General features: G+C 62.2%; 8 protein-coding genes. 7 read left to right on the top strand and 1 reads right to left on the bottom strand.

Annotated features, from left to right (window positions below):
• The first annotated feature begins 2 nt into the window (after positions 1-2).
• The 7 genes from QO034_RS02620 (at position 3) to QO034_RS02590 (ending at position 10600) form a co-directional block, all read left to right on the top strand.
• Entirely contained in the window at positions 3-743 is a 741-nt protein-coding gene (locus QO034_RS02620) for a GntR family transcriptional regulator (RefSeq protein ID WP_284483949.1), read from the top strand.
• Between the two features lie 53 nt (positions 744-796).
• A complete protein-coding gene (locus QO034_RS02615) occupies positions 797-1735 on the top strand; it encodes an SMP-30/gluconolactonase/LRE family protein (protein ID WP_284483948.1) in 939 nt (312 codons plus the stop codon).
• Complete coding sequence (locus QO034_RS02610) at positions 1732-2580, top strand: NAD-dependent epimerase/dehydratase family protein (RefSeq protein WP_284483947.1); 849 nt, start codon at positions 1732-1734, stop codon at positions 2578-2580. Before QO034_RS02615 ends, QO034_RS02610 begins: the two co-directional genes overlap by 4 nt.
• Before the next feature lie 304 nt (positions 2581-2884).
• On the top strand, positions 2885-3625 hold the full coding sequence (locus QO034_RS02605) for a hypothetical protein (protein ID WP_284483946.1): 741 nt from the start codon (positions 2885-2887) through the stop codon (positions 3623-3625).
• Positions 3626-3638: 13 nt separating this feature from the next.
• Positions 3639-8576 (top strand): ankyrin repeat domain-containing protein, encoded by a 4938-nt coding sequence (locus QO034_RS02600; protein ID WP_284483945.1) that lies wholly within the window; start codon positions 3639-3641, stop codon positions 8574-8576.
• Between the two features lie 174 nt (positions 8577-8750).
• A complete protein-coding gene (locus tag QO034_RS02595; protein WP_284483944.1) occupies positions 8751-9977 on the top strand; it encodes a C39 family peptidase in 1227 nt (408 codons plus the stop codon).
• 38 nt (positions 9978-10015) lie between these two features.
• On the top strand, positions 10016-10600 hold the full coding sequence (locus tag QO034_RS02590; protein ID WP_284483943.1) for a hypothetical protein: 585 nt from the start codon (positions 10016-10018) through the stop codon (positions 10598-10600).
• 66 nt (positions 10601-10666) lie between these two features.
• Here the strand turns inward: QO034_RS02590 and QO034_RS02585 are convergent, their stop codons facing one another.
• Positions 10667-12853, bottom strand: coding sequence for a hypothetical protein (locus QO034_RS02585; RefSeq protein WP_284483942.1), 2187 nt, complete (start codon positions 12851-12853; stop codon positions 10667-10669).
• Between the last annotated feature and the right edge of the window lie 13 nt (positions 12854-12866).

The following is a 12866-nucleotide window of genomic DNA, read 5'->3' as shown; positions in this document are numbered from 1 at the left end:
GCTTGGCAGCATCGAAACCAAATCGCCTTTCGCTGGAGGCAACGTCGAACGATCACGGCGATATCGACCCGCTTGCATCGGGGTCCGGCCTTTCTTCGGCAGGGCGCGTGTTTCAGGAACTGCGCACGCGTATCGTCGGGTTGAAGCTGCCGCCGGGCACGATCCTGAACCGGGCCGAACTGGCCGAAGCCTTTGCCGTAAGCCAGTCGCCGGTGCGCGAAGCGATCCTCAGGCTGGAAGGTCTGGGGCTGGTGGTCTCCTACCCGCAGTCCCGCACCGAAGTCACCCGTATCGCGCCGGTGCGGCTGGCGCAGGAAAACTTCCTGCGCACGGCGCTGGAATGCGAAATGGTGGATACCCTCTGCCGCGCCGATCCGATGCCGGATCTGAAAAAAGCCAAGGGTTATCTGAAAATCCAGGAAGCGTTGGCCGACGATCCCGAACAGATCGAGCTTTTCCGCGAATTGGACGAGAGCTTCCATCAGGCTCTGTTCATCGCCGCGGGGCAATCCGCCATGCATGCCCATGCCGCCGAGAGGTCGGGCCACATGGCCCGTTTGCGCACTCTGGACCTGCCCAGGTCACACAAGCTTCAATCTGTGATCGAAGGCCACACCACGGTTATCGAAAGGATCGAAGCAGGAGATCGTCACGGCGCTGTCGATGCCATGCGAGCCCATCTGTCGGGCACAATCGGGCGGTTGCCGGAAATCATGGCGGCCTATCCCGAGTATTTTACCTGAGGCTGTCCAGTCCCAGGTTGTCGTCGGCCGTCATGGGGCGCCAAGAGTGAGGCATGGCAGTGCAGATCGGCCGAATGCCGGAGCGGCTCTGGCCGGGAAATGGGTGCCAAATGGGCTATCGGATCGAATTGGCGGCAGCAACACGGAGCGCGCTGGGCGAGGGCGCCGTCTGGGATGTGGGCGATCAGCGGCTTTGGTGGGTCGATATCACCGCCGGGCTGATCCACCGCTACGATCCGAAATCGGGCCTGAACGAGAGTTTCGATTTCGGCGAACCGGTCGGTTGCCTTGCGCGGCGCGAAGCCGGCGGGCTGGTTCTGGCAGCGAAATCGGGGTTCTGGTTCTTCGATCCGGAGACCGGTCGGCGCGACCACATTGCCGATCCCGAAGCACATCTGCCAGACAACCGGTTCAATGACGGCTGCACGGATATGCAGGGCCGCTTCTGGGCCGGTTCGATGCGAGACGCGGGCGGCCCCGCGCCGGCCGGCACATTCTACCGTCTGGATCCGGACCTGACCCTGAGCGCGTGGCGGGGCGGGTTCCATACCGCCAACGGTCTGGCGTTTTCACCGGACGGGCGGCGGATGTATGTATCGGACAGCGACCCGGCGGTGCGCAGGATCTGGGTGTGCGACTATGATATGGAAACGGGAGAGCCGGGGGAGGCGCGCGTATTCTTCGATACCCGTGTGGTTGCCGGCCGGCCCGATGGCGGTACGGTGGATGCCGAAGGGTGCTATTGGCAGGCCGGCGTTTCGGGCTGGCAGATCTACCGGATCTCGCCGGACGGCGAGGTTTTGTTGACGATCGACATGCCGGTCGAAAAACCTACGAAACCGCAATTCGGCGGGGCGAATCTGGATGTGCTCTTTGTCACCTCCCTCAGTCTCGGATTGACGCCGGGGCGGGATCAGCCGGAGGCCGGCAGCCTTTTTGCCATCAAGGGACTAGGGATCAAAGGTGTCCCACAGGTGCGGTTTGCGGGGTGACGGGCGCGGCGCAGGACAAAACAGAAGAGGTGAGAGAGATGAAGAAATTGAGCAAACTTCTGATCACAGGCGCCAGTGGACGGCTGGGATCGGTTTGCCGGGGTCGGCTGGGGCACCTTGCCGACAATCTGCGGCTGAGCGACTGCAAGGATCTGGGCGATGCGCGCGAAGGCGAGGAAATCGTGTACTGTGGTCTCGAGGACAAGGATGCCGTAATGGAGCTGGTCCAGGGGTGTGACGGCATTGTCCATCTGGGCGGGCAGGCAACGGAAGCGCCGTGGGAAACCATTCGGGCCGCCAATATCGACGGGATAGTCAATCTCTATGAAGCGGCGCGGAAATCCTCGGTCACACCACGCATCGTTTTTGCCTCTTCCAACCACGCGATCGGTTTTCACGAGCAGACCGAACGGCTGGATGCCAATTCGCGCACGCGGCCCGATGGGTTCTACGGTGTGTCCAAAGTATTCGGCGAGGCGGTTGCGTCGATGTATCATGACAAGTTCGGGATCGAAACGGCCTCGATCCGCATCGGGTCCTGTTTTCCCGAGCCCGCCAATCACCGGATGCTGTCGACATGGTTGAGCTATGATGATCTCATCCGGCTGATCGTAAGGGTTTTCGCCGTGCCGCGGCTTGGCTGCCCGATCATCTATGGGGCGTCGGCCAATGCGGCGAGCTGGTGGGACAATCGCGAAACTGCGTATCTTGGCTGGCAACCACAGGACACTTCGGAGGTGTTTCGCGCCAAACTGGACGCCACGATGCAGCCACCGTCAGCCAATGATCCGAACGCGGTCTACCAGGGCGGCACGTTCTGCAGTGACGGTATCCACGAAAGCTGAGCGCCAGTGCCTTGCCGGCAGATCGCAGCGCCGGTTCCGGAGATGTCAGAGCAATCAGGCATGCCGTGAGGTGCTTTCTTCCATGACAGCCCTGGCGAGGTCGTGGGGCCTGGTTTCCAGCCCCTCGGCCCCGAGCGATGTCATGACGTGATCGGCGTTTTGCCCGGCTTGCGCGCATGCGCAGCGACGCCTCCCGTAAGGCCGGGCGGACCCACCGCGGGTTCGCGGATGGTGCGATCTTCTTTTTCTGTGAAAACGATTCCCGTTGTGTCAGAATTGAACCGACCAAGATGGATTGTTTCGAATGGCCGGTTATCGAGTCGATTTCTCCGCGACGCAGATTGATTTTCTTGTCCGGCATCTGGGAGTCACCCTGCCAGAGCCGGAGGGTATCGAGGCCACGGTCGCAGACCTGAAGAAACTGCGCGATACGGCGGAAAGGCGGCTTGGCGAGACCGACGCGATCCGGGCCGTGTTTCCCGTCGAATCCGGCTCTCTGTCATCGGTTTTCCAACGCATCGCGGATTGCGACGACAGCGCCGATCCGGCGGAACTGCGGGCCGAGTTGACCGATGCGACCCTGTTGCTGCGTTCGCTGACGAGCCGTGTGGAAGACCTGCAATCGCTGCAAAAGGCGATGCCGGTATCGCTTACCCTGTCGGCCATCGACTGGAAGCAAGCCAGCGACGCGGTGGTCCTTCAGATCAGGGACATTCAATCCGCGATGGAACAGGAAATCGAAGATCCGGATGTCGGCGCCCAGATCCGGAAACTGAACGCCTTGGCGGACGAGATCGCGACGCATGGGGACAGGCTGTCGGAAACCCTGCGCACGGTGCTTGACAGTCCGGACGCGGCGGCGCGCGCCAAGGCGGTCGGTCCCGCGCAACAGGCCGCGCAATCCTGCATCGCGTTTTGTGAAAGCAACCCCTTGCTGGCGCATATTTCCAACCACCCGCTCGACGGCGCGGACAGGGCCGATGCCGATGGTCACCTGGTCCGGCCTCTGCGGACCCTGCTTCAGCAACTCTCCGTGAACCCGTAAAGGAAATAGCGCCATGGCAAAGCTGAGGATCGATCTGGCGCTTCTGCCAAAGACCAATGCGGACGAGATCCGCAAGTCCGTCCGTTCGATGATCGGGCAGGGTTTCGCCGGCCTTGCGCTCAAGGATGGCGATACGGTGCTGGAATCCGATTTCGTCTATGCTGATCTGCAATTCTTCTACCCGCCCGCCAACGTCAGTCCGCGGCATCTGAAGAACCAGATATCCGAGGCGATGCTGGCCAAGGAAAGAGCCAAGGCCGGAGATGCCAACAAGAACATCAGCGCCGGCGACCTGCAGAAGCTGATCGAGGAGGAATGCACCACCGACGAATATCTCAAGGCCATGGACGCCGAACTGGTCAAGAGCCGCCGCGCCTGCCGGAAGATGAAATATCCGCCCGACGATCCCGATCAGGACGACCTGTTCGACGGGCCGGGTCAGGCGGCGCTCAGAGATACCCTGCAAGAAAAGGGCGGCATCGTCATCGGCGGCGACCACAAGGACAATACCCACCGCGACCCGATCATCGCGGCGCTGGAATCCGGCGAGATCAGCAGGAAGAACAACACGGGATTGATCTTTCTCGAAGAGTTGAGCTACGAATTCCAACCGCTCATCGATGCTTTTCTCCAGGATGAGAAAGCGGAAATGTCTCCGGTTCTCAAGGCTTACCTGGGTTCGGTGAAGGATACGTTCCAGCTCGATTTCGCCGGGATGATCGGACTGGCGAAGAAGAACGGTGTCCGCGTCGTCGGGATCGACACACCGGAATCAAAGGTGGAACGCGTCGAAAAGAGTTCGGCCATGCACAACGTCGAACGCTGCGCCAAGATGAACATCAGCGCCGCGGACATCATGAAGGAAGCGATCAAGGCGTCGGGAGGTCAGAGTTTCGTCGCGCTGGTTGGCGAGGAACACATCAACACGGACCCCGGCGGCGTTCCCGGTCTCGCGCAGTTGCTGGGCGTGCCGGGCGCGACGGTCGGTTCCTCCGGTCGGCTGAAACCGGCGAAGGAGGACAAGTCCCGCCGCGGCATGCCGAGCGAGACCGAATGCCTGATCGCGGACGCCTGCATGCGGGAGATCACCAGGCGCTTTGATGACAAGCCCAATGACACAGCGGATTGGCGCGACCAGTTCGCGGAAGCCAGGGCCGCGGCGAAGGCCTTCGTCGAAAAATACCCGGTCATGCCGGGGTTCAACAAGACCGACGTGATGAACAGCAAGGAGATCAAGGCAAGTCTCGATTCCGCTGAAGCGAAGTTCAAGGAGCGCGCCTCCCGCAAGGACGAGCTGAAGAAGCTCCTGGCCGAAAACAAATCCGCGGAGTTCAAGGCCAAGCTGGACGAATACAGGCGCAAGGATCCCGACCTTCTCAAGCATGACTTCGAGACCGATTCGAAGACCTCGGTGCTGGTGGAAGCGGTCAAGCTCGGGCAAAGCACGGTCATCGCGGACATTGCCGCCGCCGGGGCCCCGGTCGCGAACCCGGATGAATCCGCGAAAGTCTTCTTGCAACTGATCGGCCGCCACAAGAAAAACCTGAGTGATGCAAGTGTCAGCCAGGCCGATGCGGATCAGATGTTCGCCGACGCGATGACGGCGGTGCTGGATGCCGGGGCGGACCCGAACGGAACCGACAAGAAGCACAATACCCCGCTTCTGCAACTTGTCTGGGCCGGGATCACGAACCAGCTCGACGAACTCATCGAGGCGGGCGCGGACCCTGATCCGAAGGCGCTGATCAACGAGGTTCCCGGCAGATCCGTCATGGAAGTCGCGATGAAGAGGAACCCCGAGATCATCGGCATTCTCGCCGCCAGCGGCGCATCGGTGAACGTGATGAACGATGGCGGAACGCTTCTGCAGCAGGCGATCCGGGACAACCAGCCCGACGCGGTTTCGGCGTTGCTCACCGCCGGCGCCGACGTGAACCGTCCACTGGACAAGAATGGCCAGACCGAACTGCATGCGGCCATCAAGACCGGCAACCAGACCATGATCGACGAACTGATCGCGGCAGGGGCGGACCCCAAGAGGCCCGATGCCAAGGGTGATACGGCGCTGGACGCGCTGCTTGCCGCCGAAGTCGCGCGCCGGGTCGAAGAGGCGACCAACGGTCCGTCCCGGGCGCTCAAGGCGAAAAGGGCCGAAATCGACGGGAAAGAAAAGGAAATCGCCGATCTGAACGACCGGATCGCCACGGCCAACGCCCGGGCCGATCAATTGACGGAAAGCATGCGGACCGGAAAAGGGGCGCAGGGCGCGGCGTCTGCCGAACTGTTGCAGCTTCTGACCGTGACGATTCCCGATCTTCAGGGCAGCCTGGGGACGGCCATCAGCGATCGCGCGGTGCTGCGCGCGGCGATTCCGGCGCTGGAACTGGCAGACCCGCTGCATGGGCTGATCACGGTGATCGACGCGAATATCGAAATGCTCGAGACCAACATGAAGACCGCCGGTCCCGACGAAGCCAAGCGCATGGAGCAGGAATTGCAGGCCGAAAAGGCCCGCAAGGCCCGCGCGCAGGCCGAACAGCCGATGGACGCGGATCTGATCGCCGCCGGCGTTGGAGAACTGAAAGCCGCGTTGCGCGGACGCTTCGACAATGCCACGTCGATCGCGGATATCCGCGATCTGGTTCAGAACGCCCCCGAGGTCGGGGCCACCATCGCCCATCTGAAGGGCAAGATGACCGACCGCAAAACCGATGTCCTGGCGGTCGACAAGGCCATGGGGGCGAAAGATTTCAAGACGCTTGACGAGCTGTTCAAGCAGGACCCGACGCTGATCAACAGCCGCGTTCCGGGGGATGAAAACGAACGCACCCTGATCCAGAGCGCTGCCGGTAAACTGGATCAGGACATGATCTCTTACCTGTTGACGAAAAAACCTGATCTGACCCTGAAAACCAAGGCCGGCGGGACGGCGATGCACGAACTCTTCGCGCAGCGCGTCAATCCCAAGACGCCGTCGGACGGGAAGAACGGCGATCTGCGCGCCCGGGAACTGGAGGAACAGAAACAGGCGCAATGCGCGATGATGCTGGAACTGCTGGCCGCCGATCCGGCGACCAGGGACATCCAGGATTCGATGGGCATGTCGGTGCTGCACCTGGCCTGCCTAGACGGGAACCCGGATGCCGTGTCCAGCCTGATCGATCTGGGGGCGGACGAGAACCTGCGCGATGCGCGCGGCTGGCGCCCGATCGACGTGGTGACGGCGACCACGAAACCCATGGCGGAACGCGCTTATGAGGAAGCGTCGAAGCTGAACGAGGACCGTTCGCTTGTCGCCCCGACCGAACAGGACGTGAGCACGGTCGAAATCCTCATGCGGGCCACCACCTGCGAAAATCCGGGCGATGTGGCCAAGATGCGCGAGATGTATGAACAACTCTATGCCGACCCGGCCCTTCGCCCGGTCCTGGACCTGGCAGCACTGGATGCGGCCAACGAGCATTCCGCGCCGGACCAGATGCAGGGGACCGAGCCGACCCCGACGGGGTTGCGGATATTTGTTTCGGAGCGGGCGCAGATCGGCCTGCTCTATAACTCTTATCATGCCGACTATGCCCGGAAACTGCCACATAACGACAGCCCGCGCGGAGCCTACGAGGAAACTTCGCATGTGGTGATGTTCGGCGGCGGGATCGACAAGGATGGCAATCCCGCGTCGCCGGGCACGCTGATCCATGAACTGACGCATTCCTGCGCGCGCATGCTCTATGGAACCGATGACATTCCCTGCGCCGCGCCCGAAGGTGCGAAGCGTGTCGGCGCGGACGGGCTGATGGACCCGTCGATCGCCAATTCCGACTACGTCGCCGCCATCATGCAGGATTCCAGGAACTCGGCGCTGCTCTGTTCGGGCAATCCGGACGAAGCGAAGATACGGGAGCGGCTGTTCGAACGGCTCGATGATCCCGTCTACCAGAAAAAGGGCGACAAGGCGCTGCTTCAGGAATATCTGGTCAGCGTGCCCCAGTTGATCGCGGAATACGGCATCGAACCGGTGCGCAAGGCCGCCCCCGCCCTGGTGGATTATTTCACCGGCACATTTTCCGACGCCTGCCGCGCCAAGGCCAAGGACGATGCCTACAGCCAGGTCGCGCATCAGGTCAACAATGCCGCGCTGATCCAGCGCGTCGGCGCCCCGCCGGTCAAGCCGGTCGCCGAAACCATTCCGGCCAGCCATGAAGATGCGTCGCTGAATGGGATTCTCGACCGGGTTGGCCGTTTATACACTGCGGCGCATGGCGAGATTCCGACCCCGGACGCCACCAACAAGCTGCCGGCCAATATCTCGCTGCCGACGAAGTCCGAAAGCTTTGCGCTGCCGCCTAACAAGCAGAAGGCATTCGACCGCGCGAAGAAGGATGTGCGCAAGGCCATGAGCGGCGCGTTCGGCAACGGGGACATGCCCGCCGACATTTCGTCGGAACTGCTGCGCGAGATGACGACGAATGTCACCGCCCTGATGAGCACCCAAAGCGGCAAGGCGCTGCGCAACGCAGTGCAGAAGTCGACCGGAGATTTCATCCGCGATGCCAAGCGGGCCGACCTGGAAAAGCGGGCGCAAACCGTGGGTGCGCTGGATCATCGCCAGATGGCGGAACTGGTTCTCATTCGCGCCGAAGACGCCGTCTGGGCGCAGAACCATCCCGACGCCCCGCCGCCGCCGCATCCGGACTATGATCGCAAGGCGCACAAGAAACTGGTGGACGAAGTCACCGCCAAGCTGGACACCGTGTTCGATGGTTCCCCGGAAAAACGGCGGGCCGAAGGCCGTCTGACCAGCGATCCGGCGGTTCTCAACAAGTTCATCGAAGACCAGAAGACGGCGATCGTTCGGGCCAATGCCGCGCTCCGGGAACACAACGACACGGTCAGGCTGGACAGGAAAAGGGCGAGGAACGCCTGGTTCGATGAACTGAAGAAGATCGCGTGACAGTCGGGTCGGAAAGACGCTGTCAAGGCGCGGCGGGCGGTTCCCGGCGGTTGCCCTGATTGCGTTTTGAGGGCGCGCCGTGCGGATCTTGGTCACCACCACAAGTTGATCAATATCAATTTGGTTTCGCCCGCTTCTGATACCCTTTGACCATCCATAGGAGTGGAGGAGAAAATGGTGATCAGACGACAGGATCCGCGTGCGCTCGTGAAGCCGGAGCGCGCTTTTGAACATGCCTTGATGACCGTCAGACGATCCTGGGCAGGCGGAACGGAAGATCTCCGGGACTGGGGGGAAGCCGATTTTTCACCCAAGGCGCTGGAGATCTACGACCTGAATGGCGAACCCCTGTTTTACGAGTTCGGTGTGCTGGGGCGCGGGGGCGAGATCGGCCGGATCAAGACCGCGGCCTCGCGGCTGGTCGGAACCGGCGTGGTCGCGGTCGAGCAGGGCGAACGCCGCTGGGATCCCGAAACCGCGATAAAGATGGCGCTGAATCGCGCCAAGGAACTTTACCCGCGCAACACGGCGGAGGCGAAGGAATTCGTCTGCTACTGTTATCCGAAGATCGGCATCCGTGTGGAACTCTACAATAGCAAGGGACGGGAAAAAGGCAGCGTGATCTTCGATGTTTCCGACGGAAGCCAGGTCACGGAGTTCGGCGACGAGGGCATCGAAGGGCAGATGGCCTATTCTTTCCTCGACAGCCTCGACGCACAAGAGGGTCATGCCCGGATGTCGCGCTATGACGTGGAAGACAAGGAACTCGAAGCGGCGCGCGAACGGACGCCCCGGCTGTTTGACAGGGATCTCGGCAAGGACGAGATTCAAAAACTGAAGGTCGAATTCACACTGCAAAGCAGCTACGCGCTGATCCCGTTCTATTCGTCGCGGGTTCTGAAATACGGACCGAGGTGCACGCCGCATGACTGCTTTGAACTCTATGCGCAGCAGACGAACGTCTATTGCGCGGTGGCGACGGGGCAGATGATCCTCGACTTCTACCGCCGCTATTTCGATCAGACCGCGATCGCGGCGGCCATGGGCACCGGCGCTTCCGGCACCAGCAATTCGGGGCAGGTCGCGGGTTACGAAAGCCTGTCGAACGGCTGCCTTGACGCAACCTATGACGGGTCTGCCGACTGGGCCGAGGCGAAAGCGGAAATCGACGCCAATCGCCCGGTCAAGAGCGGCATCCCCGGCCATGCGCGGGTGTGCACCGGATGGAAGCGGCAGAATTTCTGGCTGTTTGGCACCCAACCGAAGAAATGGCTTCGCATTCACGATCCCTGGCCCTGGAACTCCAATATCTGCAATGGCGGCGCCGTCTATTGGGAGGATTGGGATTCCGTGACCCACACCAACTTCATCTATGTCCGCCATGCCACGACGAGCCATTAGGCGGGAACAGGGCCGGGTTTGAACGGGATGGATCCGGAGTGAAAGGTTCGGGAAACAGCGTCTGGGCGGCGGGGCTTGTCTGTCTCGCCACCCTTGCAATCGCGGAGGAGGCCATGATCACGGAGCAGGAGGCCCTTGACGCCGCGGGCCGCGCGCTGCGGGCCGAACGCGCGCGGGGCGAGCCCCTGTTCTCGCAATGGCCCTTGCTTTCGGCGGCGGCCCCGAAACTGGTCCAGGACGTCACCGGTGCCCCGTCCTACTGGATCGTCGGCCTTGTGTCGGGCGACCGTTTCGTCGGCTTCGTGCGGGTGATGCCGGATGGCGGAATCGCCGCGATCGGCGTCACCTGCGACAGGCCGCAACGGCCGGAAACCTGTCCGACGCCCACCTTTGCGCTGTCTCGCGCGGAGTTGGAGAATTTCGCGCGCGCCAGCGGATCGTTGACAGACGATGACCAGGCTTCTGCACCCCGGCTGGTCCATGACGGCCCGCCGGGTCGCGACATGTGGCTGATCGAGACCCGCAAGGACGGCTCTCCAGACCGCTGGATCTTCGTCGGAGCGGGCGGGGTCTATGAACGCCCGGCGGGGGCTGTCCACGGGGCAGACCCGGCGCTGGAATAGGCGATGACGCCATGACAAGCGGGCCGCCCGATCGTTCGGGCGGCCCTGATCGCGACGTTGCCAGGCTCAGGGCGTCATATCCAGCGCGAAGGATGCGATGTCACGTTCATCCAGACTGTTGAGGATGCTGGAGCCGTCAAATGTCTTGGTGTCGACATGGAGTTCCAGGCTGAACGTGCACTTGGTGTCCCCGCCCAGCATCGTGGCGAAGGTCTCGGTCGCGCTCAGGCCCGGATCCTGCGGTTCGCTGCCGGTGTCGAGCGATTGCTCGGCGCCGCCAAGCCCTTTCCAATACCTCAGCCTCCAGGAATGCATGAACGAGACCTTGCTCGGATCGCCATGATTGTAGGGATGGTAGGCGCGGAATTCCGCCCCGAATGTCGATGAACCGGTGCCCGACATGAACTGGCATTGCGCATTGCTCGCGATGCCGGTGTTGATCAGCTTGGTGATATCGGCCACGCAATCGCGGTTGTCCCACCAGAACATGTGCGTCAATCCTGCATAGGGCACGTTCGTCGTGTTCTCCGGGTCGGTCGCATCCAGCGGATCATGCCACCATTCATAGGCAAAAGGCTTCTTCGTGTCCGACCCGGCCGCGTCCAGGGCGTTGTTCGGCGCAAGCCGATTTAGAGCGGAGTCGTAAAGCTCCAGCGTCACGAGATGGCGGCCATCGTCGAACTTCCGCGTATCGACATGCGCGTGGTTGTAGTTGCTCAGCCAGTTGTGATCCTGCATGTAGGGGATCTCGTAAAAGCTGGGATCCGAGGGAAGATTGAGGCTCTGGACCCGGATCTTGATCTGCGGAGGATAGCCGCCGAGGTTTTCCCAGTATTTCCAGGCCATCGGATCATCCATGTATTTTGGCACGCCGATCGGATTGCCGTTGATATCGGCCTTCGCCACGCGCACCCGGTAGTATTTCGCTCCCTGCGTTTTCAGGGAGGGGGTGAACAGATAGCGCAGCCCCAGAACGCCGCCCCAGTTGCGGTCGAGATAAGTGCCCCGCGCCGCGGCCACGGACGCGGCCGGGAATGCCAGCCCGTCGTTGTAGCTGGTGACAGCCGCGCGGTCCCATCCGGTCGGTTCGGGCGTCTTGAGGTTCCACGCCTCGGTGCCACCGATCCGTTCCAGCATTGCAAAGGGCGTGTCCGTCGGGATCGGCAGGTCGCTGCCGGGACATTCGATGGCGTCGGGATCGTATGTCGTCAGCGTGATGTCTTCGTCACTGTCGAACCAGATTCCCGCCGCTGCCCCGTCGTAGATGACCGTGTCGACGCCATCGATGATCTGCCGCACGCGGAAGGCATATTCGCGATGGCAATTGACGGGCAGGAAGGGATTGCCGGGATAGCACATGCTGAACTGTCCATCCGGACCGATCAGCGCGGCGCCGCGATATATCTTTGGTCCGCAGGAGCAGATCATCCGCAGCAGGTAGGGCCGCGCCTCGACATAGGCGCTGGCCGCTTCGAAGGGCGCGCTCTCAAGGAAGGCCAGATCCGCCGCGGCGTTCAACGCGGTTTCGTCCAGCGTTCCCGAAACGAACATGCCCGCCTTCCGGTAAGGGATCGGATCGGGCAGCGGGCGCGGCGGTATCCTGATGTCCGGCAGGCGTTCCAGAAGCCGGCGCAGCCGTTCCCGAATGTCGTAGATCAGGGGCGGAATGACGATGGGCCAGCAACAGCAGGTGCGTTCATAGACTTCGACGATGCCCTCACAGACCGGGTGACACCGGCGCAGTTGCAGGTTCTGCAGAATGCGGTCGGCGGTTGCCACGTGCAGGCCGAGCCTGGCTGTCGTGGCAAGGCCGACATTTGACGAAAGCGCTTTCGCGGTCGCCACTTGCGCGGTGGCGGCTTTGACATAGACCGGCCACCACCAGCATTTGCGCACCGACCCGTCGACGCACAGGCCGAAGGGCAGCAGGGGCCGCCAGCGCGACGGGCTGAGCGCCAGGATGCCGGACACTTCCGCGGCACGCATCAGTTGCGCGGGGGACAGTCTGTAGCCTTCCTTCAGCGCCTGGGCGTCGGGCTTGGTTTCGGCAGACAGAACGACGACGGCCTCGGCCGACATCGCCTTTTCGGACAGCTTGACGGCGTCTCCGTCGCCGACTTCGATTGATTCCAGGATATCCCCGTCGCGCGTCACCGCGTGCAGGGCGAGCTTCGGCGCATTTTCGTCCTGATCGCGGCCCGTCAGGGCCAGGGTCAGTGCAATCGGCCGGCTTCTACCTTCCTTTTTGGGCATCGGTTCTCTCCGG

The sequence above is a fragment of the Sedimentitalea xiamensis genome, assembly GCF_030164465.1.
Classification (GTDB): Bacteria; Pseudomonadota; Alphaproteobacteria; order Rhodobacterales; family Rhodobacteraceae; genus Sedimentitalea; species Sedimentitalea xiamensis.
This window is presented reverse-complemented; position numbering and strand designations above follow the sequence as displayed.

Coding starts and splice junctions, on each gene's coding strand:
- QO034_RS02615 (WP_284483948.1), top strand. CDS start 797: ATGGCAGTGCAGATCGGCCGAATGCCGGAGCGGCTCTGGCCGGGAAAT.
- QO034_RS02605 (WP_284483946.1), top strand. CDS start 2,885: ATGGCCGGTTATCGAGTCGATTTCTCCGCGACGCAGATTGATTTTCTT.
- QO034_RS02600 (WP_284483945.1), top strand. CDS start 3,639: ATGGCAAAGCTGAGGATCGATCTGGCGCTTCTGCCAAAGACCAATGCG.
- QO034_RS02595 (WP_284483944.1), top strand. CDS start 8,751: ATGGTGATCAGACGACAGGATCCGCGTGCGCTCGTGAAGCCGGAGCGC.
- QO034_RS02585 (WP_284483942.1), bottom strand. CDS start 12,853: ATGCCCAAAAAGGAAGGTAGAAGCCGGCCGATTGCACTGACCCTGGCC.